Source organism: Pseudomonas kitaguniensis (genome assembly GCF_049199985.1).
Lineage (GTDB): Bacteria > Pseudomonadota > Gammaproteobacteria > Pseudomonadales > Pseudomonadaceae > Aquipseudomonas > Aquipseudomonas kitaguniensis.
On record NZ_JBLZPT010000009.1, the window covers coordinates 151,085 to 175,517 of the forward strand.

The 24,433-nt window shown below is 60.7% G+C and carries 15 protein-coding genes and 1 pseudogene; 1 reads left to right on the top strand and 15 read right to left on the bottom strand.

The window, feature by feature from the left end; translation table 11 throughout:
* Nucleotides 1–24: 24 nt before the first annotated feature.
* From ACOZK9_RS14015 to ACOZK9_RS14030, 4 genes are all read right to left on the bottom strand, one after another.
* Entirely contained in the window at nucleotides 25–576 is a 552-nt protein-coding gene (locus ACOZK9_RS14015) for a hypothetical protein (RefSeq protein ID WP_152746244.1), read from the bottom strand.
* A complete protein-coding gene (locus tag ACOZK9_RS14020; protein ID WP_421556048.1) occupies nucleotides 573–1,145 on the bottom strand; it encodes an RNA polymerase sigma factor in 573 nt (190 codons plus the stop codon). The genes ACOZK9_RS14015 and ACOZK9_RS14020 overlap by 4 nt, the downstream gene beginning before the upstream one ends.
* 92 nt (nucleotides 1,146–1,237) lie before the next feature.
* Nucleotides 1,238–1,930 (bottom strand): hypothetical protein, encoded by a 693-nt coding sequence (locus ACOZK9_RS14025; protein WP_122250112.1) that lies wholly within the window; start codon nucleotides 1,928–1,930, stop codon nucleotides 1,238–1,240.
* A gap of 79 nt (nucleotides 1,931–2,009) precedes the next feature.
* Nucleotides 2,010–2,402, bottom strand: a complete 393-nt coding sequence (locus ACOZK9_RS14030; protein WP_421556067.1) for a DUF2846 domain-containing protein — start codon at nucleotides 2,400–2,402, stop codon at nucleotides 2,010–2,012.
* A 516-nt stretch (nucleotides 2,403–2,918) separates the two neighbouring features.
* Here ACOZK9_RS14030 and ACOZK9_RS14035 point away from each other — a divergent pair.
* A complete protein-coding gene (locus ACOZK9_RS14035; RefSeq protein ID WP_421556068.1) occupies nucleotides 2,919–3,176 on the top strand; it encodes a hypothetical protein in 258 nt (85 codons plus the stop codon).
* A gap of 260 nt (nucleotides 3,177–3,436) precedes the next feature.
* Here ACOZK9_RS14035 and ACOZK9_RS14040 read toward each other — a convergent pair whose 3' ends face one another.
* The 11 genes and pseudogenes from ACOZK9_RS14040 to ACOZK9_RS14090 form a co-directional block, all read right to left on the bottom strand.
* A complete protein-coding gene (locus tag ACOZK9_RS14040) occupies nucleotides 3,437–3,643 on the bottom strand; it encodes a hypothetical protein (protein WP_421556049.1) in 207 nt (68 codons plus the stop codon).
* A 392-nt stretch (nucleotides 3,644–4,035) separates the two neighbouring features.
* Entirely contained in the window at nucleotides 4,036–4,548 is a 513-nt protein-coding gene (locus ACOZK9_RS14045) for a hypothetical protein (RefSeq protein WP_058413017.1), read from the bottom strand.
* Complete coding sequence (locus ACOZK9_RS14050) at nucleotides 4,548–15,032, bottom strand: hemagglutinin repeat-containing protein (RefSeq protein ID WP_421556050.1); 10,485 nt, start codon at nucleotides 15,030–15,032, stop codon at nucleotides 4,548–4,550. Before ACOZK9_RS14050 ends, ACOZK9_RS14045 begins: the two co-directional genes overlap by 1 nt.
* Before the next feature lie 30 nt (nucleotides 15,033–15,062).
* Nucleotides 15,063–16,784 (bottom strand): ShlB/FhaC/HecB family hemolysin secretion/activation protein, encoded by a 1,722-nt coding sequence (locus tag ACOZK9_RS14055; RefSeq protein ID WP_421556051.1) that lies wholly within the window; start codon nucleotides 16,782–16,784, stop codon nucleotides 15,063–15,065.
* A gap of 528 nt (nucleotides 16,785–17,312) precedes the next feature.
* Nucleotides 17,313–18,809 (bottom strand): YdgA family protein, encoded by a 1,497-nt coding sequence (locus ACOZK9_RS14060; protein ID WP_421556052.1) that lies wholly within the window; start codon nucleotides 18,807–18,809, stop codon nucleotides 17,313–17,315.
* A gap of 147 nt (nucleotides 18,810–18,956) precedes the next feature.
* A pseudogene (locus tag ACOZK9_RS14065) lies at nucleotides 18,957–19,169 on the bottom strand (NADH:ubiquinone oxidoreductase subunit N); the annotation flags it as partial.
* Nucleotides 19,170–19,224: 55 nt separating this feature from the next.
* Nucleotides 19,225–20,673: an efflux transporter outer membrane subunit gene (locus tag ACOZK9_RS14070; RefSeq protein WP_421556053.1), complete on the bottom strand. Its 1,449-nt coding sequence runs from the start codon at nucleotides 20,671–20,673 to the stop codon at nucleotides 19,225–19,227.
* Nucleotides 20,670–21,560 carry an efflux RND transporter periplasmic adaptor subunit gene (locus ACOZK9_RS14075; protein ID WP_122250138.1) on the bottom strand — a complete coding sequence of 297 codons (891 nt, stop codon included), beginning with the start codon at nucleotides 21,558–21,560 and terminating at the stop codon, nucleotides 20,670–20,672. Before ACOZK9_RS14075 ends, ACOZK9_RS14070 begins: the two co-directional genes overlap by 4 nt.
* A complete protein-coding gene (locus tag ACOZK9_RS14080) occupies nucleotides 21,557–21,766 on the bottom strand; it encodes a DUF1656 domain-containing protein (protein WP_012721577.1) in 210 nt (69 codons plus the stop codon). Before ACOZK9_RS14080 ends, ACOZK9_RS14075 begins: the two co-directional genes overlap by 4 nt.
* Entirely contained in the window at nucleotides 21,763–23,841 is a 2,079-nt protein-coding gene (locus ACOZK9_RS14085) for an FUSC family protein (protein WP_421556054.1), read from the bottom strand. Before ACOZK9_RS14085 ends, ACOZK9_RS14080 begins: the two co-directional genes overlap by 4 nt.
* A complete protein-coding gene (locus tag ACOZK9_RS14090) occupies nucleotides 23,838–24,257 on the bottom strand; it encodes a MarR family winged helix-turn-helix transcriptional regulator (RefSeq protein WP_058413009.1) in 420 nt (139 codons plus the stop codon). The genes ACOZK9_RS14085 and ACOZK9_RS14090 overlap by 4 nt, the downstream gene beginning before the upstream one ends.
* Between the last annotated feature and the right edge of the window lie 176 nt (nucleotides 24,258–24,433).

Consider the following 24,433-nt stretch of genomic DNA (forward strand, 5'->3'; position numbering starts at 1 on the left):
CTTTTTTGTGCCTGGCTCGCCGCCTCAGCGCTTCAACGCTTCCAACCGCGCCGGCAGGTCTTCATTGGGAAAACGCTGGTGCAGCGCCAGCAGTTTTTCATCCGCCGCTTTGGTTTGCCCAGCCCGGCGCAGGCTCACAATTTGCTGCAAGCCCTCCTCCAGCGAAGGCGATGCAACCGGGGCGCGCTTGCTGAGTGCTGCCGCGGGCTGATCCGCCAACGACGCGGCGATTTCCGCGTTAGCCGGCGCGCCGTTCACGTGGGGTGCGACGGCCAGCCGGGCCATTGGCGCGGAGAAGGTAGCAGTGGCCAGCTCCGGTTGCGGCACCGGTGAGCGTGTCAGCATGCCAACCATTAGCGCTACGCCTGCGACGGTGGCAAATGCCATTTGCCAGCGCGGTCGACGGCAGGCCAGCAGCCAGCGTTGCCACAGGCTCGGCTGCGGCGCTGGCGCTTCGCGGCGGGCGGCGTTGAGGATGAACGCGTCGAGGGACGCAGGCGGTTCGCCGCTGCCGTGTTGACGAAAATGGGTGACGAGCAGGTCGTCGGGGTCCGGGGTGTGTCGGGAGTCGGTCATGCGGGCATCTCCTCGGCCAGCAGGCGGCGCAGTTTCTGCTGGGCGTAACGCAGGCGGCTTTTTACGGTTTCCAGCGGGGCGCCGGTGAGCGTGGCGATTTGCGGCACTTCAAGGTCACCGTGCAGGCGCAACAGGAAGACTTCGCGCTGGTCTTCGGGCAAGTCTTGCAACGCGGCATCGAGGCGAGCCTGGTCGCGGCTCAGGCTCAGTAGCTGCTCAGGGCCGGCGCTGGCGTCGGGCTGGGCGTGCAGTTGCTCGTCGTAGCTGTCGTGCAACGGGTTGTGTAGGCCGTGCTTGCGCCAGTGATCGATCAGCCGGTTGCGGGCAATCTGAAACAGCCACGTACGAAAACTCGCCCGGCCCTGTGGCTGAGTGGCGCTGCGGATCAGGCTGAGCCAAGTCTCCTGGTAAACCTCTTCGGCCAGTTCAACCTTGTTGCTCAGCGACAACAAAAACCGATACAGGCCCTGGCGGTACCGCGCGTACAAAATCTCGAACGCCGCAGCATCACCGGCTCGGTAGCGGGAAAGCAGCGACTCGTCGCTGGCTACGTCGTTTGCAGCGAGCATTTCGATGGTTAGCCCCTTTATCCGCAGAATCAGGGGCCAGTGTAGCGGCCTTGCTCGCTGGCCACAGGGCCCTGCGCAAAAAACACGCAGCCTTACTTGAGTTCTTTCACCAGGTAACTTGCGGAGATCTGCGTGATGCCCGTCAGCGCGCGGCGCAACGCCTCGGGGTCGGTGCGATAAACGAGCGGCGTGTAGCCGTAAACATTCTGGCCGTTGAACGGCGTGATTGTCTCAAACGTGCGCCAGAGCATTTCGTCGCCGCGGTCCATCTGCGCCACCACGCTGAGCGTCGGGTACACCACGCTGCTGAAACCCTGCGTCAAGCGAAAGCCCCACTCGCTCACCGTCAGTTGAATGTTCGCATCGGCCGGCTCATCGTCACCCACCACCTTGAGTGATGAGGTTTTGCCCAAGGCCTCCACAAAAGCCTGTTTGAGCAACACGCCCACGTCGATATTTTCGGCGTCCATCACCGTGAGGATCGCCGCAGGCGTCGACATCTCGGCCAGTTGCCCGACCTTCATGCCAGCGGCGAAACCCGCGCCGCTCAACGCCGCCGTGCCCAACTTCGACGCGCCGCTGGCCATGCCGACACCCGCGCCAAGCCCGGCGCCCAACGCCGCGCCCCATGCTTGTTCACGGCCCATGTAGACCATGTTTTTCGCCCATTTTACGGGCAGCACTTTGACCGTTTTGACCTGCGCGCGATGCTCGGGCGTGAGAGGGTGGCTGACGCAGCCGCCAAGGATGAGGGCGGAGAGGATAATCAGGAGGAGGTTTTTCACATCAGTCCTTTAATGATTGTGCTGGTTCAAAAAGCCAAGCGGCCGAGCCTGAAGCCCGGCTGCCGCAAGCGTTTTTAACTCACTTGCTTTCTTTGGTCACGGTGCCCAAAGACGCGTCCTTGACCAGGTAACGGCCTTCCAAATCGCTCAGCTTTTTGAGGCTGTTGCGCGCGATGGCGAAGCCCATGTCGACTTCCTGCTTGAGGTACACAACCTCACCGGCTTTGACGTTGATCGGCATGTCAGCCCAGTTTTCAGCTTTGGAGCTGATGACGTGTTGGCCCGGCGTGACGAAGAAATAAATGTACTGATTACCGCGGTTGTAACCCATCTCCGAGTCGGCTTCCTTGTCATCCAGGAACACGTTGAAGCGCACCATCATTCCGACATTGCTTGGGCGTACGACATACACCAGGCCTTTATCGGCGACTGCAGCCTTGGGCAACGAATAGTTGGCCACGTCCGCCTGCATCTTCTCCACGGACGGCGTCGAGGAGCAGCCGAACAACGCGGCCAGGGACAACACCACGGCAGCTTTGCAGAACAGCTTGATCATGTACTTCTTCCTTGTGGGGTAACGGTAAAACGGGTTGAGAGCGGCGGCGAGTTACCGGCGCGGGTTATGTGATGCGTTTAATCACCGCCAACGTATCGGCAACGTCGGTGAACACATGAGAGGATATTATTTCGCTGCTGCTTTGATGCCTTGCGTGGATTTGGGCGCGGGGCTTATAGTCCGGCCGTCGCCCAAATAGGGCGAACGGGTTTGGCGACCCGATAACGAGTGCAAAAACGTTCTGCGTTTTTTTGCAGGCTTTTTTGCACCTGCAGAGTCGCTGTTATGGCGGCTGTGCGCGGGAGACCTTCGGGTCTGCCGGTTTCTCGTTTCCGGTTCGCCAACCTGCGTACGGCTGCCACCCAATTCGTTTGGCGACGAACAGGTGATGGCTCTCATACCATCTAAACGAGGTTTCAAATGACCCAATACATGCCCCTCACGGGCCACGACTGCACCGTCCCCGCACTGCTCATCGACACCAAAGCGCCTCTCGACGTCCTCCACGATGCCGCTGTGTTCAGAATTCGGGCAGTCACTCAACTGCTGGAAAATCTGGCTTTCCGCGAGCAACTCCGCAGCGATGCTGTGGTGCTTCAAGACTTCGCCCATTTGCTGGCTATTCCGCTGCGCGACGGGTGTGATTTGCTGGACGTCATCAGTCGCAGGCTCAATGCCGATCCTTCCTGAGTAACAGCCCGGGCGGCCTGGTGCCGCCCGATTTGAGCGTGAGAAATAGGCACAGCGAACCAACATTTGTCTTTGCATTAATCGTGTACTGAAGCCTATTTTTCTTCTAACGCAGACCGCTGCATGGATCTGTCACTGGAGTCGTGGCGATGACATTCTCTGGGGTAAATTTCACACCATTAGCAGCTGACTCACCAAGCAAGGATGTGTTCAGCATGCCTTTTGCACCGAAGACAAATTAAAAGCCATGCTGATTAAATTTACCAAACTATCCACTCCACCTCAAAATCAACTAGCTGAGCCTGAAGCCCTGCCTCATGTTCGAACCAGTAGTCAAACCCTTCAGCAGCACTTTTCTTCAAGTAAAGATAATACCCGCCAGTGTCGCCATTACGGTCATCCGCTACATCAATTTCCCAGCCAGAATATTCGCCAGTGACAACAATACCCTTCCGAACGATAGACATATCTATATCCTAGCCCGCATAGGGAACATGATTGTTAGAAATATATTTCCCCGTCACAGGTTCTTTAACTCCGAAATGTACATGCGGAACTCCCGGCGCGTGTGCTCCTGCCTTGGTGCCATCAGCGCTGTGAAACACCCCTGAGCCGGGCTTACCGATTTCCCTGTACTCGGGCCGAGATATTTTTGCCCTGCTGATAGGGCGTCATCGGTTGTGAGCGTCATAGAGCTCGTGAAATTTTTCTTACCAGATAGAGTTTCATTGATAACTTGATCTACACACTGCCCAGCACCTGCTTACAGTTGAATCTGCTGTCAGCATTAACAAAAACTTTCCAGTTTTCAGTAGGACCAGCTAGTGGAGTGCGTGGAGTAGCAGTAGCTTTTGCACCATTAAATCAGGCCAAGCTCTCGCAACTGCCTCTCACTTGCAAATTCTAATCCACCGTTCTCAACCCTAGACCCATCTGAATAATGGGAGTACCCACAGACATTGCACTGATAAGCCAACAATCCATTATGCTTACCTATAAAGGCGCGCATTCCCTCAGACTCACATCTGGGGCATTGCTCATCAACTTCGACAGTCGCTAACTCCTCAATCGTATCGCGTAAAAACCTGGCAATCGACTCTACATCTCTAGCCTGACGTTTCAAAATAACACTCTTGAAATTAATTAAATCACTCACCTTAAAGGAAGAGTATTCAACTGGAATCTCCCTCTCATCTAATTTCGTAAAGCTATCGAACCCATAGACCGAAAACGGCTCACCGGCAAGATGCTTATGGTTACTTCTCATCCAAAATAGTATTACTTGAAGAACTTGCCTCGGAGGTGTTTCGTCACTCAGACTTTCCACCACCGACTGGAATTCATGCCATATCTTTATGGGTAGAGTACGCATCAGTTGCCCACCTTAACCGGGAAGGTCGTAATTAAATTTCCTGCTTTATCGGTGAATACCTTTATCACAGACGTAGGAACACCACCATCCTTCAATGTAGTAGTGCCAATAGCCCGACCCACATCAACCGTTCTTACGAATTGGCCATCTGGCAGCGCAACAACTGGAGACTTCACAACAGAACTGCTCTGTAGGATGCCTTTCAGCTCATCCGGAGCAATGGTAAACACGGAGCGCGAGTTGGAAATTTCTCTATTGAAATGCCCATCTACAACGTGATCGAAACCCGCAGATACGGGATTGCCGTTATCACGAAGAGGAGTCGTTTCCGTGCGACCACTGGCAATGTTTACACGCGACTGCACTCGGCCTGGGATCTGAGTAGCAGCTTCGCCGGTCGCTTTTTCACCTCCGCTAACAACATCCGCCCCGACTGCTCTGGGCTCGTTACCCACGTAACGCTGCCAATCCGGATCGTAAGGATCAGCCTTCATCTCGTCCGTAATAGTGGTAATGCTAGCCGGTTTGGGAGCCTCCGCTGCCGCTTTCGTATCCAACCCACCACTATTGCTGGTCAGTGACGGCCTGTCCGTCGAAGCTTTTGCCACCGCCTCGAACTCGGCCTTGGTGACCTTAGCAGCGACCTTTTCCGCCAGCAAGGCGCCGCCCTTCACGACCCCCCCGCCAACTGAAAGAACACCCGCCATATCACTCAACAGCTTTCCAGTTTCAACCCCAGCCAGGTATGAACCACTGGGACCGGCTTCTTCAAACTGTGCCTGCAATGTATCAATGCGGTCGATGTACGTCTGTTTGACCGAATCCCAAACGCCGCCGCTCTCAACCACGGCCTTGAGGGCCGCGTACGTTTCCCTAAGGTTGCCAGCGGTGTGCACGATGCTATCAACGGCGTCATTCAGCCCCAACACAGCGCCAGCGGCAGTACCTGCTGTAAAACTGGCGTCTTGCGCGATGTCGATCGCCATCCACTTGGTCGCAGTTCCTGTCCGGCAAACCGTGCCCTCGCAGCCGGCCATTTCCGCGTCACGCTGAGCTTTCTGCGCCTTGCTCAGGTAGTTGTTCTGAACAGCATTACTACCCGCTTGCGCGCCCGTCACTGCGCCGCTCAGGTCACCACCTGCAATCCCTCCAGCCAGCCCGGCAGCCAAACCGGACAGTGCTGAAACCGTCTCTTTTTGCTTCTGCGTCAGATCATCCGCGGCTATACCCGGATAAAGTTGATGGGCGATTAACTCGCCCGTCGCTGCCCCGGCGCCGCCTGCCAGCGCCGAGTTACCCTGTACCTGCGCAACCACCGCACCCAATACGGCATGCGCCATGGTGTTGAGTGCGAGGTTGTCTCCAGTAGTTTTCTTGATGACTTGCGCCAGGTACGGCGCCGATGCGCCCGCAATGGCTGAACCGATGTCGCCCCCAACCAGCCCCTGCAATGCCGCTGTCACGGCCTGAGCTACGCGCGGGTAGTTACCGCCGACGCCGTAGTCAACCATGACTTTTTTGTACGCAGCGCTGGCAGCGATCTGTTCACTCGTTGGCTTATCAACGCCTTGAGCGGCCAGTTCTTTGCGGCCCGCGTCCTGGGCGTTGAGCTCTCCTTGCGTGTGCACAATGTCGACGGTTTGAGTACCAATATCCGCAATCAACTGCACCTGCCGCAGGCGCTTCTGCTCTTTTTCCTTATCGAAAATCGGGCTGATGCTGCCGTTGGCGTGTTCAACATCGTGGCTCAGCGTCGCCACATCCTGCTGCTGTTTGGCAGGGTCGCGGAGGTCGAGGGTTCCGTTGGAGATCGCCGACGAGGTGGTGCCGCTGTCACTGTCGCCGTGATTGGAGGCGATCAAGGTGCCACTCGGCATATTGCTGATGAAACCTTCAGCGCCATCGCTGCCACTGCTGGCGCTGGCGCTCTGCAACTGGCTTGTGTAGTCAGCCTTGTTCTTTAAAACGCTCCAGCCAAGGGTGTTGGTGCTCAGGCGGTTTTTGTCCGGCGTGGCCGTGCTGGCGATCACGCTGCCGTCGAGTTGCGTGTGGTTGCCCACATCAATTTGGTAGCCGCCTTTGCCGCCAAATAATCCGGTCTGCTCCTGCACACTTTGGTAGTTGGAGTCGATTTTGCTTTTGCTGATGCTCAGATTTGCACTGCCACCGCTGCCGATGATGGCAAAACTGACGCCGCCGCTGACATCCGTCTGCTTGGACTTGTAGTTATCGGTGTCTTGCAGACTTTGCAGCGTGAGGTCGCGACCCACAGAGGCAGTAATATTGTCTGCACTGACCTGCGCACCTTTGAGGGCCGTGTCGCGCCCGCTGATCAGGCTGACGTGTTTGCCTGCGTCCAGGGTTGTTTCTGTCCACGTGGTGCCGGTGCCCTTTTCGTTACCGGTTCCCTTGTTCGCATTGGCGAAGACGCTCAAGCCACTCTCTTGCGAACCTACGCCCACACTGATGCCTACGGCACCGCCGCTGCTGCTGTTCTTGCCATCGAGTTTTTGATTGTTAGCCGCAGCTTCCAGGCGAATATCACGCTCTGCCGCCAACTGCATCTCGTTGCCGGCTTGCAGCTTGCTGCCTTGAACACGGATGTCACCCGCAGCACCGGGCGTACCATTGCCGTCTGCAACGATGGTGATGTTGTTGCCCGCCGTCAGGCTGCTGCCCTGGCTGAGTGTCTGCTCCTGGGTTTGTTTGGAGTCGGACTTTTGCGAACCCAGCGAGAGGCTGATACCCACAAATTGGCTGGCGTTGCCGCTGTTCATGCCGCCGTTCTGTTGCGCCGCTTGCCAGGCCTGCACGCCGGTCAAGCCCGCCTTCACACCTTGTAGCGCCGAGAGGCGGCTGTCGTCCTCGTTCTTGGCTTGCTTGGCGGTCTGGTAAGCGGAATCCACTGCGCTGCCCACGGTGCCGGACAGCGCCAGGGTCAAGCCACTGGATTTGCTCTTGGAGGTTTGCTCGCTGCGGTTGTTGTTCTCGGAAGCCAGGATGCTGACATTTTGCCCAACCAGGCTGATGTCCTTACCGGCAACAACGTCAGAACCTCGAAGGGTCAGGTCGTTGCCGGCCTGGACGTTCACGCTGCCAACCACACTGCCGATGTTACTGGCGCGGGTGGTTTCGGTAGTGCTGGTGGAGGTGTTCTTGTTGCTGCTCGAACCCAGGGTGACGCCGATGCCGCCAGTGCTCAGCAGCCCCGATTTTTTGACCGAAGACGAATGGCTTTGCTCGACGGTTTCTGTCGCCCCGTCGATCAGCACATTGCGCCCGGCAATCAGGCTGGTGGCGTTGGTGGACACGACGTCGCTGGCACGGGTGCCAATGTCCCGACCGGCACGCACGACCACGGTGTCGGCGCTGATGGAGGAGCCTTGCTGGGTGACTGAGTTGCTGCTGTCGATGCGCGTCTTCTGGCTGCTGGAGAGCAACCCGCTGCTGGTTTTGGTTTTACGGTAATAGCTGTAGTCGGTGTTTTGTGCGGCGTTCAGCGCCAGGTCATTGCCTGCGTACAGGTAGGCTTCCTTGCCCGCACTCGCGCGGCTGGCACTAACGACGAGGTCGTTGCCTGCACTCAGGGAAAGGTTGTCACCGGCCACTAACGATGTGCCCGCTTGCTGCACATGGTCTTCCTGACTGGTGACCTTTTTGGAGTTAAACGCCGCATGCTGTTCATTCGCCGCCGACGCCAAGACCACATTGCCCTTGGCCGCCATCGCCAAATCACGCGTTGCATTCAACTGGCTGCCAATCGCACTGATGTCCCGCGCAGCCACAATTTGAAAGTCACGCCCTGCCTCCACAACCGTGCCGTACTGCGCCACGCTGCTGCTGCGTGCGTACGTGCTGACGGTATTGGCATTGCGCTGTTCAGCGGTGGCCAGGTTCACGTCACGCCCAGCTTGTATCTGCGTGTCGGCGCCGCTTTTAAGCGCCCCGCCGCTGCTGTTGACGTCGCGGCCGGCTTGCACGGTCAGGGTGTTGGCGGCTTCGATGCGCGCCGCGTTGTCGACGAAGTCGGTGCGTTCGGTGCGGTAGCCGCTGCTGCTCTGGTGACTGATGACGCTGCGCTCGTTGAGCACGTCGCCATTCACCGCGCCTACGTTGACGTCGCGCCCGGCGATGATGCCGCCGGCGCGGTTGGTCAGGCTGTTGCCGGCGAGCAGATCAAGGCGGTTACCCGCTTGGGTGAGGCCGCTGTTGACCATGTTGCGCCCAGCGCTGGCAGCGAGGTTATTGGTGGCGCGCAAGGTGCCGACGTTGTTCAGATCAGCCCCGGACACCAGGCTTAAGTCGCTGCCGGTGATCAGTGCACCGTTGGGCGCCAGGCGGTTGTTGGCCTGGGCCAGGTAGAGCACCGGCACCAGCACTTGCTGGCCGGCGACGGTGGCGTTTTCCATCCACACGATGTCGTGGGTCAGCGCCGCCACTTGTTCGGCGGTGAGGCTCACGCCTACCGACAGGTTGAGTGCCTGTTGGCTGCCGAGGGCGTTGTCCATCAGGTACTTGAACATCGCTGTATCGCTGGTCTGGCCATCGATGAAGCGCTGGCCGGTGCGAGCAATCACGGCCTGCTGGATCAGGCGTTGTTCATAGAGGCCGTCGCCGAGGCGTTTCTGTGCCTGGTCCGGGTCAAAACCCAGCTTGGACAGAATGTAATCAGAACTCAAAAACTGGCTGAGGTTGGTCAGCGCCGGGTTGGTTTCGATCAGGTACTTTTGCGGGTTGGAGACGAACTGGCTGTCGGGCAGGCCTTGCACGCGGTTGATCACCACGCCATCGGCCGAAGTGCCGCTACCCGGCACGACCGGGCCGGTAGCCGCCGCACGGTCGACGGTGCCGCCGCCCAACGTCCAAGGTTGAGGGCCGGTGCTGGCAGGCGCGCTGGCGCTTTCACCACTGAGGCGGAACAGACCACCCTGCCCGCTCGGCAACGCAAAACCCGGCAAGCTCAGCGGGTTGATCTGCTGTTGGGCCAAGTCAGGCGGCAGTTGCTGATTGAGGGTCACGAGGGTCGAGTAACCGGCGGCGCCACTGGCACCGGTGGCCGCGGTCGCGGTTTTCGCACCCGCGCCAATGTAGTGGTAACCCAGGCGTACAACGCTGTTGTCGATACCGGCTTGCGCCTTGACGTCCACCGCGCCAGCGGCCTGAATCACCGCGGCGTAGCGTTGGTCATCGCTGGCGATTTTGGTGACTTTGCCGAATTGGGTCCTCTCGCTCTCCATCAAACCGATGAAGTTGGCGACGGCCGCTTGCAGGCCGCCGAGGTCATTGGGCGTGTAATCAGGGCTTTTGTACCAATACTTATCGGTCAGTGCGCTGGCGGCGCTGAACCAGCCATCCGGGTGCTTGGTGCGCTCGGAAGTAAACAGCCGATAGGTTTCGGTTTCGCCGGTTTCGATGCCGGTGTTAACCAGGCTGTTCAGGCGTGCGGTGAAGTTGCCACCGGCAGCAATAGAGCTGCTGCTGTTGAGCAAATCGCCGCCGGTCAGCGTCATGTTGCCGCCCGAGGTGATGCTGGAGCCCGCGCTGGCGGCCAATACTTCCAGCTTGTCGCGGGTCACCAGTTCCCATACGTAGTTGCGCGGCGTGCCGCCGGCTCTGCAGTCACCGGCGTTAACCGACTCGATGCAGGTGCCTTCAGTGGCGGAGGCGGTGTAGACGCCCGCGTTATTCACGGTCAGCACCGCACGTTCATTTTTGATCGAGCCCGCAGCGAGGCTCAGGTCGCCGTCACTTTGCAGACTCGACGAGCTGTTGATAATGCTGTCGGCCAAGCCGCCCTTGCCGTCGCGATCGACGCTCAGGTTGCCCATGCTGTAGATGTCGCCGTAGCTGTTGTTCAACGACGCCACACGCAGGCTCATGTCAGCGCCGCTGAAGATCAGGCCGTGGTCGTTGAGCAACGCGCCGGTGGTGGCGGTCAGTGTTTGCCCGCTGCCCAAGGTGGCGTAGTTGTTGAGCGTGCCCGCGTTTATCAGCAAGTCGGTGGCCGAGGTCAGGCGGCCGCGGTTGTTCAGCACGCCGCTGATGGTTGCGCTTGTCACGCCACCACCGGCGATGCTGGCGGTGTCGCTCAAGCTCGCTTGGGCAGCCGTAAGGTTCAATTTGCCCAGGCTGCTGATGCGCCCGCTGCTGTTCAACGCGCCGCTTAAAGTCAGGTCGAGGTCGCCGTCGCTGGCGATCAGGCCGTTGGTGGTCCAGTTGCCGCCGCTGCCGATAAAGCGCCGCGCGCCGAGCAGTTGCCCGGTCGCGGTCTGGTCGAGGGTGTTGACGTTGACCGTCAGTTGCCCGGCCTGGATGACGCTGCTGTTGGTCCAGTTGTCCTGGCTGATGGTCAGGTCACCCCGCGTGACCAGGCTGCCGCCCACGTCGTTGAGGTTGGCGGGGGCTATGCCGAAGTTGCCGGTGCCGACGTGCAGCACGCTGCCGCCAAGGTTCTGCAAGCTGCCGGCAGTCAGGAGCAGGTCGTTGTTGGCGGTTTCGAGCACGCCGTTGCGGTTGTCGAACACGCCACCGATGGCGAATTCGGTCGTACCACCGGCGCCCAGCGCACGCAGGCGCCCGGTTTGGTTGTCGAGGCTGGCCGCGTGCACCTTGAGCGTGGATTCGCTTTCCACAATGCCCAAGCGGTTGTTCAGTGCACCGCTCAGGTCCAGATCGATTTGCTGGGCAGCTATCTGGCCATCGTTGTCGCCACTGTTATCGAAGTCGTGCCCGACCACGCGCATCAGGCCTTTGGCATAGAGCCCGCCGTTGCGGTTATCGAAATTGCCGGTGGTGACGAGGCCGTTGCCGCCCTGCGCGGAAATGCGCCCACCGTAGTTGTCCACGGCGCTGGCTTGCAGGTCCAGGGTTTGCCCCTGCATCACGCCGCCCTGGCGATTGTTGTTGAGGTCGTAGCCGTTGCGCAGCACGCCGACTACTCGGGTCTGCAGCAAGGCTTTGAGGCTGGCGAGGGTGCCGCCCCGATTGTCGAGGCTGGCGGCGCTGACGTTCAGGTCGCCCGCTTGGGCGATCAGCTTGCCACTTTGGTTGTCGACGGCGTCGGCCACGTTCAGGGCCAGGCCCGTTTGGCTTTGCACTGCGCCTGCGCTGTTGTCCAGCCGGTTGGCAGTGAGCGTGAGGTCCGCGTTCTGGCTGTAGATCAAGCCGTCGCTGCCGTTCTGCACCAGGCCGCTGGCGGTGATGCTCAGGCGGTCATTGGCGGCCAGTGTGCCGCGGTTGCGGTTATCCAGGCCGCCGGTCAATAAGGTCAGCAAACCCTGGCTGGCGAGTTGGCCACCCTGGTTGTTGACCTGCGCCGCACGGCTGATCAGCAGCGGGCCACCGCTGGCCAATTTGCCGTTGGTGTTGGTCAGGGTGGCAAGCAGGTCCAGACGCGTGTCGGTGCCGCCAGTGATACTGCCGGCGGTGTTATCCAGGTTCTGCGCGTTCAGTGTGAGCGCCGTAGCGCTGTCGATCACGCCGCCTTGGGCGTTGTTCAGCAAACCGCCGACGGTGAGCGTCTGGCCGGTGGCGCTGGAAAGCACGCCATTGGCGCTGTTGTCCAACTGGGCGGCGTTAACGGTCAGCGCTTTCTGGCTGACCAGTGCGCCCGCACCGCTGTTGAGCAGGCTGGCGGTCAGCGTGGCATTCAAGTCGCCATAGCGGCTCGACAGCGTGCCGTTGTTGCGGTTGTCCAGGTTAGCGCCGCTGACGCTCAGGCCTTGCCAGCCAGACATCAGGCCGTTCTGGTTGATCAGGTTTTCGGCAGTGAGTACCAGCAGGTTATTGCTTATCAACTTGCCGCCGCTGTTGTCCAGCGTGCGCCCGCTGAGGTTCACGGTTTGCGCGCTGGAGAGTTCGCCGCCCTGGTTGCTCAGGTCGCGCAAGTGGCTGATGGTCAGGTTGCCTGCGCTGGTGATCAGGCCACCGGCGTTATACAGGTCGCCCGTGGCGTTGCCGAAGTCCAGGGCAATCGCACTGCCCAGCAGTGAGCCGTTCTGGTTGTGCAACTCGGCGCTGTTAAGCGTCAACGTGGTGCCTGCGTTGAGCAGGCCCTGATCGCGATTGGTCAGGCGGCCATCAACGTTGAGCAGCGTGTCGCCACGGCTGGTGACGGTGCCGCCGCTGTTGTCCAGGCTGGCCGCGTGGGCGTCCAGCGAGGCGGCGGCGATCATGCCTTTGACGTTGGCCAGGGCCTGGCCGATGCGCAGGGTCAGCGCGGTGTTGCTGAGCAATTTGCCGTTGCTGTTGTCCAGGTTGTCTGCAGCCAACGTGAACGCCTGGCTGCTGGAAATCTCGCCGCCCTGGTTATTCACGTCCTTCAGATTATTGAGCATCAACAGCGGCGCGTTAATCAGCCCGCCCTGGTTATTGAACTGGCCACGATTGAGTGCCAGGGTCAGGCTGTCGGCGCTGGTGATCTGGCCGCCCTGCTGGTTGTTCAGGTCTGCGGTGGTGAGGTTCGCAGTTTGTCGTGCGCTCAGGGTGCCTTGCTGGCTGTTGTCGAGACTCGCGCTGTTCAGGTTCAAGGCGCCGTCGGTCACCAGGCGCCCGCCCTGATTGTCCAGGGCGCCGCGCGTGCTGATGGTCAGCGCGCCAGCGCTTGAAACGGTGCCCCCGCGGTTGGCCAACGTGCCCGCCGTCACGCTCAGTAGCCCTTCGCTGCTGATCAACCCTTGGTTGCGGTTGAGCAACTGATCCGCCGTCAGGTTCAAGCCGCTGCCGGCAATCACCAGCCCGCCGTCGCTGTTATCCAATTGCGTAGCGCTGACCTGCACGCCCGCCCGGCTCGACAGCTCGCCGTTGCGGTTGTCGATGTTGGCCACGTTCACCTGCACACCGCTGGTCCCGGCGATCAGGCCTTTCTGGCGGTTGTCCAGATTATTCCCGGCGAGGGCGACATTGCCCTGGCTGGTGAGCACCCCGTTCTGATTATTCAAGGCGCCGATGTTCAGGCTCAACGCTTTGCCGGCCGTGACCAGGCCCGCGACGTTATCCAGGGTATTCACTGTCAGTGCCGCAGTATCCAGGCTCGACACTTCGCCGCCCTGGTTATGCACGTCGCCCACGGCGGCGGTCAGCGCGCCATTGCTGGTGACCAACCCACCTTGCGTGTTCAGTAGGGTGTCAGCCGTGACACTCAGGCTGTCGTTGCTGAGAATGCGCCCCTTGTTCTGGTTGTCGACGGTCGCAGCGGTTATCTGTGTGCGCTGTTTCGCGCTCAAGGTGCCGCCCTGATTGTTTAAGGCGGTGGCATCCACGGCCACTGTACGGCTTGCGATAACGCTGGCGCCGGTGTTGTTGACGGTGTTGGCGCGCAGGCTCACATCGCCAGCGGCATTGCGGGTGTTATCGGTGTTGACGCCGGCTTCGATAACGTCGCCGTTGGTCAGCGTGCCACCGCTGGACAGCGCAATGCGGTCACGTGCGGCGAGGCTTTTGCGGTTAGTCAGGTCGCCTTGGGTGTGCACGTCCAACGCGGTGCCCGCGTACACAGGGCCTTGCGCGTCGAGGCTGGCGGCTTTGACGTTGATTGCGCCGCTGGCCGCCGCCTGCGCCATGCTCAAATGCCCATTCGCATCAAGCTGAATATCCCCGCCACTGGCCGCCAGCGTGCCGTCGAGCTTCACGCCCACACCGGCCTCTGTGCCGACCAGTTTGATCGCGCCAGCGTACATGCCGCCCAGCGCCGACGAGTCAATCGCCAGCTCGGGTTTGGCACTGCCATCGTCGGCGCGCGGGGTGGCGGCCAGGGTGTTGGCGTCGACGTCGTTGCGCCCGGCGATTACCGCCAGTTGGCGGGCGTTGATTTGCGCGTTGATCTTGGCTGAGCGGGTAATGATTTCGAAGCGGTCGACGTTGCTCGCATTGAGGCCTTCGCCGTCGATGGTCACGGCGCCGCCGTCGACCTGGTAGCGCTGCAACTGGCCGCTGGCGTCGAGCACCGGTTTGCCGGTGGTCAGGGTGACGTTGGGGGTGTTGATGAAACCGCAGCCGCTGCAGGTGACGCCGTAGGGGTTGGCGACGATGACTTTGGCCGACTGGCCGGCCACTTCGGTGTAGCCGCGCAGTTGGCTGGGGCTGCCGCCGTTGACTTCGTTAAGGATGACGCTGGCGGCGCCGCCTTTGAGGTTGGGGTTGCCGATAATGTTGCCGCCCAACTGGGTGTTTTGTATCGCGCCGGTGGCGTTGTTGAGAATCACGCCGTTGGGGCCGACGTTGTAGTCCTTGAATTGGTTGTGCGACAAGCCGCTGCCATTCGGGGTGGCGATGTTCACCACGGGCACGCCGTTGCCAGCCTGGCCGACGGTGGTGCCGGGCGCACTGACCGCAATGCCGTCGGCCTGGGCGAGCAGCGGCTGCCAGAACAGCGCGTTGGCCAGGATCAGCACCAGGCCGCGCTTGGGCAGGCCAAAGAACGAGTCCCGCGGCTTCAACGCAGCAGAAGGTTGGCGGGCCAGGAAGGCAAAGTGGCGAACATCCATTGTCGAACTCTCGATGTAACGGGGCGTTGATTACAGGAAGAAATCCATACGGAAGTAGATCGGCGCTTCGCGCTCGCTCATCACTGCCGGGCGTTCCAAAGAATGTGCAAAGGTCACGCTGGTGCTCACGTATTTGCCACGGGCGAACAGCTCCAGCGAGTTGCTCGACACCCGGCCGTGCACGTCGCCGTTGTAGCGGCCGTTGCTGATCACGCCTTGGTCGTAACCGACGCTGGCGCCGTATTCGACGAACGCCGGGCGCATCCAGTCCAGGGTCACCGGGCGCGCCCAGCGCACCTCGTTGCGCCAGTAGCCGCCGCTGTCGCCGGTCAGTTCCTGGTCCTTGAAACCACGCACCGAGGCCGAGCCGCCGAGGCTGATGCGCTGCGGGCTGAACAGAATGTCTTCACTGCGCTGGCCGGTGGCCAAGCTGGAAAAACTTAACGCCTCGCCCAACAGGCTGAACGGTTGCAGGTAGCTGACGGTGGCCGTGTATTTGCGGTAGCGCGCGCTGGGCTGGCGGTTGCCGTCAGCATCGCGCTCGTGTTCAGACTGGGCGTCGAACGCGCCAATGCCGTTTTGCATGCCCAGGTCGAGGTTGACGAAGGCGGTGCCGATGCGACGGCCGTGGTTGACGCCTAATTGCAGCTCGCTCAGGCGGTTGCTGCTGGTCTGAAGCTGTTCGTCATTGATGTAGTTGTTAGTGCGCAGGTGCGCCACGCCGACGTTGAGCGAGGTTTTGCTGACGTCGTCGCGGTGGATCACGCGTTCGGCGCGCAACTGGTGGTTTTCATTGTCGCCCGACTGCTTGAACTTGAAGGTGTCGGCGTAACCCGGCGCGCGGTAATCGCTCTCGCTGTAGGTGTAACTGAAGTTCCACCAACCCCATGGCACGTTGTAGTAGAGCATGCTGTTTTTCGAGGTTTTTTGATGGTCGCTGACAGCATCGTGGCCGCCGCGCAGCACGAGCTGGTCGGCCAGGCCGAGCGGGCTGTCCCACTCAAGGCCTGCGCCCCATTGCTGTTCGCCGGTGCTTTTTTGCCCGTCGTTATTACGCGACAGGCTGGCGCGCCAAGGCTTTTGCGGGGTGTTTTTGACCACCACGTCGCTGCCGCCGATCTGGCTGCCGGGGGTCAGTTCCATTTGCGCCTGCTTGGACGGCAAACGGTTCAACTGGTCCACCAGTTGTTCCACTTCGCGCAGGTTCAGTGCCTCGCCGACCTTGCCGGGGAAGGCCATGGCCAGTTCACGGTCGGTCACCGTGCTGCCTTCGGCGCCTCTCAAGGCTTCAAGTTTGCCCTCCACCACCAGCACTTGCAGGTGGCCGGTGGAGAGGTCTTGTTGCGGCAAGTAGGCGCGGCTGGTGACGCGGCCTTTGGCGATGTAGTAATCGGTGATGTTCTTGAGCAGTTCATTCAGCTGCGAGACGCCCAGGCACTGGCCGATGTAGGGCTTGAGCAAGCGCTCGCGGTCGGTGGCCGGCAGGCTGTCGGCGCCTTGCAGTTGCACGTCTTTGATCGGGAAGCAGCGTGTGTCGGCAGGCGTGGCCGGGGCTTGCGGCTTGGCCTCTTTGCCGGGCAGGTCCTTGAGTTCTTCAAGGCGGCGCTGCTGTTCTTCGAGCAGGCGGTTTTGCCGGTCGCGGATCAGGTCCTGATCACCCGGTGTGGGGGCCGCTGCGGCAGTGTTCAGGCTCAAGCAGGCGAGCGTGAGCGTGCACAGCGCAGTCCGAATCCGTGGCAATAACGAAGGCATATCCGATCCATCGAAAATCAAGGGCTGGCAAATTAACACCCAACTTGGACAGATCCAAGAAGTTGGACTAGCTGCCTATTCGTCGGCGTTAAACCTGCAAGTCATTGATTAATAAGAATAATAAAATTATCAAAAAGTGTGACAGCTTGTTACAGAGGCTTTTATTCCGACAAGCGGCCGCTGTTTTGATAACGATTCGACAAAGGGCGCCTGGGTGCCATTGTTTAGCCACCAAGTTCGCGTCGTGAGGGTTAGTGCCGGGGAGTTCACAAAAGTTCGCGGGTGTTTTGTGAAGTGGATCGCATTTATCGACTTTGCCGTGTTGGGTCGTGGCGAGCGGGTTGTAGAGGCCTCTCAGCGCGCTCGCCACAACAGCCCGCTGGCCCTATGGAAACGGGGGCCTTTAGCCAAGCCTGCCGGGGCGCTCAACGTCGCGGGAAACCTGTGAACAAAAACGAAAGGGGAGCGGCCGCTGCCTCAGGCAACCCCACTCCCCCACGCTTTATTGCTTGCTTGATGCAGGAAACGTTACTGCGCGCCGCTCACAGCACCCAACTTGGCCGTCATCAGGCTAATGAATTGCTCAACGGTCATTTTTTGGCCGTTGAAGGTCACTTCATTGTTGGCGTAATGCAGCTTGGACACCACATCCGTGCCCACCAACGTTGCCAGCTGAGTGCCGACCGCCATGCCGCTGATCATCTCGGCGGCCATCTGCGATTGCTGCTCGATGGCTTTAGGGTCAGTCACGCCACCCGCCTGCGCTTGCAAGGCAGCCACGTCACCGATCATTGGCTTGGACAGGGTCAGGTTGGCGTCCAGCAGCGCGATGGCCTGCTTGCCCAATTCAACCGGTGGCAGTTCCAGCGATGCCGGTTTGGTCAGGTCGACAACCAGGTTGAATTTGCTTTCGCCATGGGTGGTTTTCAGCGAGAGGTTTTCCACCGCCAGTTGCGGCTTGGCAGCCAGCACTTGGTTGACGTTGGTCTCGGCCAGGGTTTGCTCGGCTTCAGTCAGTTGCAACTCAGGCATCGGTTGGTTGTTAGCGGAAGCTGCTTGCACGGGCTGCATCTTGTCCTGGTACAGCTTGGTCAGTGCCAGCATGCCCGGAATATCGATGTTCTTCATGCTCACGGCCATGGCCGCCGAACCAACAGGTTTGCCCTGATAACCGATCTCGTCGATCTTGTAGTCAACGCGGCCTGCGAGGTTGTTGCCCTTGGCCTCGCTGCTGTCTTTTTGCTCGAAGCCCTTGAGCGTCAGCACGGTTTTCTGCGGGCCGAAGGTGACTTTGGTGTCGGTCAGCTCAATGGTGTTTTGCCCGGTGTAGAAACCGAACGTGGATTTTTCCAGGTTGCTGGCCACGGTCAGGCCGGACAGCTCGGCTTCGAACGGCTCGCCTTTGGCGTCGATCAACGCGACTTTAAGGCTGTTCATGTAGCCGCTGGCCTTGACCTTCTGGCCTTCGGCGCTGCTGTCGACGTCGAGGTTGGCGCCGGAGAAGCTCACCGAGGACTTGTCGTCCTTGATTTCCAGGGGCAGCAATTCGACATTGCCATTCACCGAGCGGTTATAGCCGATGTTCGCCACGCCTTTGACCGGCGATACGTCTTTGCTGGCGGCGAACCATTTTTCGGTGGTGGGGTTTTTTTCCATCTCGTAATGACTGGTGGCCATGACCGGCAACCATTTCAGCGACACCAGGCGCGAGAATGGCAGCGGGCCGTGTTCAATGTGGTCAACGAACAACAGCTCCGGGTTCGGGTTGGTGTCGCCGAATACACTGCCCTGCCCTTTGAGGCGGTAGTGCGCGGTACTGCTGAACAGGCCACGGTCCAGCGACACCAGCTCCAGGTTCAAGCTGCCATCGGTGCCGGCCATGGACGTTTGCAGTTCCTTGTTGGCGTTCTGGATCGCGGTTTGCAGCACCGGCTCCAGTTGCTTGCCGGTGTACCAGGCGCCGCCTGCACTGACGACGCCGACGGCGACAACGAAACCCAAAAGAACGACTGCTGGCTTATTCATGAAGTGACCTGATCAAATCCTGTGAGAAGTGGGCTGTCTTCCTTGAACCCCGAAAGGGTTGGCTCAAGCCCGCCGAAAACGGGGGAAGATTAGCACTGGCGGCCGAGAACGGCGCAGCTTTTCAGAGGGGTCAGCCTGGCAGTTGGTTCACGGGTACCGCGTTTGGATCTCATCCAGCGGGTGGTCAAAACGCTTCAAACGCGCCGTCCAGGTGTACACCAACACCTCAAACTCACGGTGTGTAACGGCATTATTCGAGGTCACGGCCTCCAGATCGCAGACGTCCAATGGGTAACGCTCTTGGCCCATGGCAGTAGCCACGCCAGACAATTCCCACGCGCTATTCAGCCAATGCCTACCGGACCGCCTGACTAAAACATCAAGGCGGACCCCCTTTTGCAGCATCGCTATTGGCTCAGGGTTTGCCGGGCGGTGACGCTTGCGCTCGTGCGCTTTCCCAACCGCCGCCCAACGCCAGGAACAGATTGATCTGGCTCATGGCAACTTGAGTGTTCGCCGCCGCCAGTTGCGCGCGTACGTCGGTGTAGGTGCGCGTGGCTTGCAGGTCGGCGAGGAATGAGGCGCGGCCGGCCTGGAAGAAACGGTGCGTCTGTTGCGCAGCTTCTTTGGCGGAGTTACCGGCATCGGCCAGTGCATCCCGGCGCTGCAACTGCGCGGTGTACTGCGCCAGGCCGGTCTGGGTCTCGCGGATGGCGTTGAGCACCACCCCGTCAAAATGCGCCAGCGCGCCTTGGGTGGCGGCTTCGGCTTCGTGAATACGTGCACGCGCGCCGTTGGTTGGCACCGTCCAACTGATCAGCGGGCCAAAGCCCCAGCGATTGGTCGCCGGCGTGCCCAAGTCGTCAAGCAAGCCGACGGTGCCCACGGTGGCGCCGATACTGATGTCTGGGTACAACGCGCCGGTGGCCACGCCGATACGCGCGGTGGCGGCGGCCAGTTGGCGCTCGGCCTGGCGTACATCGGGGCGGCGCTTGAGCAAGGTGGCGCCGTCGCCCACCGGCAATAACTGGGCAATGTGCGGCAGCTCTGCGCAGCTGTCGGTGCCTGGCGGCAGTTGGTCCAGCGGCGTGGCCAACAGCATCGACAGGCGGAATAACCCGGCCTGGCGTGCCGCTTGGTAGCGCGGCATGTCGGCGCGCAAGGATTTGTATTGGGTTTGCGAACGGGTCACCTGGGTTTCGTCACCGCGCCCGGCGTCACGCAGGCGCTGGGTCAACTGGGTGCTCTGCGCTTGCAGGCCGAGGGACTCGTTGGCAATCGCCAGTTCTTCGTTGGCCGCGCAGACTTGGGTGTAGGAACGCACCACATCGGCTACCAGCGTGATGCGCGCCGTATCGGCGGCGGCTTGGGCCGCGTCCGCACTGGCGTGGGCGCTTTCGATACCGCGCTGCAAGGTGCCGAACAAGTCGAACTGGTAGGACGTGCTGATGCTGGCGGCACCGATGTTGCCCACCGGGACTTTTTCCGTGAGCAAATAGGCTTCGCCGGACTCTTGCAGGCGCTGGGCTTCAGCCTTGGCACCCACGCTCCAACCGCCCGCAGATTCCGCCTGTTGGGTCTGGAAGCGCGCGCGTTGCAGGTTGGCGGCGGCCACCCGCAGGTCGGTGTTCGACGCCATGGCCTGGCGCACCAGCGCATCCAGGCGCGGGTCGTTGTAGAGCTTCCACCAGTCGGCAGGCACCGGCGCAGAGACCACGTTGTTACCCTCGCCCGCGAGCTGCCCTTGCAGGTCGTCACGGTTGATTGCGGCGTTTTCCGGCAATTTATAATCCGGGCCAACCGCTTGGCAGGCCGACAGCAGCACACCCAAGCTGACCGTTGCCAGCAACGCCGCGGGTTTCATGGTTTTTCTCCGTCTGTAGCCGTGTCGGCAATGATCGACACGGTGGCCGTGCGCCCGGCGATCATGCGAAAGTTCGCCGGCACCTCATCAAAGGCGATGCGCACCGGAATCCGCTGGGCCAGGCGCACCCAACTGAACGCCGGGTTGACGTTGGGCAACAGGTTGGAACCGCTGCTGCGGTCGCGGTCTTCGATACCGGCGACGATGCTCTGCACATGGCCGCGCAGGCGAGCGTTGTCGCCGATCACGCGAATATCCACCGCCATGCCGACGTGAATCCCGTCCAGTTTGGTTTCTTCGAAATAGCCGTCGATGTGGAAGGAATTGCTGTCCACCACCGACAGCACCGGGCGCCCGGCCGTCACGAATTCCTGGGCGCGCGGCGCGCGGTCGTTGACGTAGCCGTCCACGGGGCTGCGGATCACCGAGCGGTCGAGGTTGAGTTGAGCGGCGTCCACCGTCACTTGCGCCTCGGCCAACGCAGATTGAGCGCGGGCCACGCGCGACTGGCTTTCTTCCAGTTGCTCGCTCGGCACCAAATTGCCCAGGCCACGGTTACGCTTGTACTCGCGAGTGGCCTGGGCCAGGGTTTCCTGGCGGTCAGCCACGGCGGCCTGCGCTTGGCGCAGGGCCAGCTTGAAGCGGTCCTGGTCAACCGCAAACAGCACTTGGCCCTTGGCGACGAGCTGGTTGTCGCGCACGTCGACTTGCTGGATCAGCCCGGACACGTCCGGGGCGATCTGCACGATGTCGGCACGGATGTGCCCGTCACGGGTCCAGGGCGCAAACATGTAGTACATGACCATGCGCCACACAACGACGACCGCAAACGTCACGATCAACAATGTCAGGACGACACGGCCGATGGTCAAAAAAGGTTTTTTCATGTCATGAGGTATCGACTGAGTGAGTCCACCGCGCCCAACAACAGCGCGTAGAGCCCCACATTGAACAATGCCCGGTGCCAGACCAGGCGATAGAAGTGGACGCGGGTCAACAGCCCGTGCACCACCAGAAACAGCACATACGTAATGCCCATCAGCACCAGCAACGTGGGCAGGAACACCCCGCTGATGTCCAGGTCACCGATCATAAAGGCGCTCCATCAGGCAGCGGCGCTTGCATTTCGGTGCCGCCAATAAATTCCACGCCCGGCAGCAGCGACAGGCGTAAACCCGCGAGTGCGTGCAACAGATGCAGGCGGCTGTCGTCTTCGTTTTGCAGGCCTTGGCCGTTGAGCGCGCGACGCGTGCGGTCGAGGGTCATCAGCAGACCGCTGGGCGCAGGCAAGCGTTCACCCGCTTTGAGGCAGGCCTTGAAGTAGCCGCCAACGCCCTCGACCACTTGGTTGAGCAATACGCGTGGCACGCCGTGGATGCGTGGCGAGTAGGCGAGCAGATCAAGCAGGTTCAGCGCCACACGCAAATCACGCAGGGCGATGCCGGTGTCCTGGCCGATGATTGCCAGGCGCGGCAAGTGCTGCATCAAGCGGTCGAGCATTTGCGCGGCCATATGCCGGTGTTCGGCCAGGGTCGCAGGTTCGGTGAGGCTGACAATGTCGCGCCAGCTAAAACGGGTCAGGCGCTTGGCCGCCAGCTCAGCGCCGAACGGCCGCGCCACCAGCGTCCACACAAACGCAAACAGCAAGCCCACCGGCCCGGCCAGGTTGACGTTGGCGAAGTTCAGGAAGTCTGCGTCATAGGCGCCCTGAATGCTGATGAACGACGAGGTGTTCACCAGCGTCAGCAACATGCCCAAGTAGAAACGCGGCTGCACGGTGAGCGTGCCGATGCAGATAAACGGCACGGCAAACGCCAGCACCAGCATGGGGAAATCATGCAGGTTGGGCAGCACCAAAAACAGATACAGGCTGGCGAACAACACCGACATGGCGGTCCAGAAAAAGAACCGGTAGATCTGCGGCGCCGGGTCGTCCATCGAGGCAAAAAAGCTGCACGCCACGGCGGCCAGAATCACCGCGCTGCCGCCATCGGTCCAGCCCAGCAGAATCCACAATACCGAGGCGACGATGATCGCGGTGACGGTGGAAAACGCCGAATAGAACATCAGGCCACGGTCGAGGAACGGCGTCAGCCGCCCGAGGCGCCAGTGGCGGTAAACCGCGCGCCAGGTGTCTTGGCTTTCGCATTGCAGCGCGGCCTGCAGGCTGCGGCAGTCTTGCCACAGGTCGATCCATTCACCCAGCCGATACAGGGCGTTGGAGAACAGCAGTGTGTGCCGGTCGTTCAGCGCTTCGCTGGCCGGTTGCAGCGCGTCGACTTGGTCACGCAGCACGCGCCAGCGTTCCAGCGGTGCGCTTTCGGTGGTGCTTGCAAGCCATTGCTCAGCCGCTTGCAACAGCGGTGCAAGGCGGTCGAGAAACTCCGGCGCACGATGCTCGACGGCGTACACCGCATCGTCGAGCGCATCGATCACCGGCATCAGGTGAATCATCCGCCCGCGCAGCTCTTTGGTGTTGCGCACCGTTTGCGGCCGCGCGCCTTCGTGCGGCAACTGGCCGATCATCAATTCCAGGGTATTAAAGGTCGCCACCATGGCGCCGCGCAGGTTGCTCACCTCTTCCGGCTGCACGTTGCGCGTCAAAAAGCGCTGGCTGTAAACCTGCGCATCGGCGAACCACTTGGCCACCGAACCATCGAACACCGGCATCAGCCGACGCGGCCAGAACATCGCGCCCACCACCGCCGCTACCGCGATGCCGAGGAAGATTTCTTCGGTGCGTGCCTCGGCCACATCCCACACCGCCAGCGGGTTATCCACCACCGGCAAGGCGATCAGCGGCAAGGTGTAACCGGCGAGCATCAAGGCGTAGTTATTCGCCGTGCGCAGGTGCATCGACAGGAACAGCAAAATGCCCGTCCACAGCGCAATCACCACCACCAGCACATAAGGCGCTTGCACAAACATCGGCACAAAAATCACCGCGGCCGCGGCGCCCATAAAAGTGCCGACGGCGCGGTACAGCGCCTTGGAGCTGGTAGGGCCGACAAACGGGCTGGAGACGATATACACCGTAGCCATCGCCCAGTACGGACGCGGCATTTGCATGAGCATGGCGATGTACAACGCGATCATCGACGCCGCGAACGTACGTACGCCGTAAAACCAGTCACGGGCAGGCGGGAAGCCGCTGAAAAATCCGTTCAAGACGCTGCAACCCCGGCCACTTCAAAGGCCCGCAGTACGCGCAGCGCCGCTTCGAGATCGCTGCGACCAATGTCCGACAGCACGTCCTGGCGCAGGCGCACCAGTTGCACTTCTACCGCTTGCACCAGCTCTCGGCCACGCGCGGTGAGGCTCAAGGCCTTGGCGCGACGGTCGTGAATGTCTTCAGTACGGCACACGTAACCGCCGCTGCACAGTTGGTCGAGCAAGCGCACCAGCGACGGGCTTTCAATTCCCGAGGCCTGGGCGACTTTTACTTGATGCACACCGTCGCCCAAGCGGCCGATCATCAATAACGGCACGGCGCAGGCTTCGGAAATACCGTAGCTCACCAGCGTGGTCTGGCAGATTTTGCGCCAATTACGGGCGCCCACCACCATGCTGCTGCTGAGGTTCATGTGGAGTTGTTCGAGGGTTTGAGGCACAAGACAGTTCGCATACAGTTAGTTTGCTAACTATCAATATGAGGGAGCGACCCAAGTCAGTCAAGTTTCGAAACACATTCGCTGATCGGTGGTGGGTTTCGATGCAGGCTGATAGGGCTGTGGTGGCGAGCAAGCCCGCTCGCCACCAC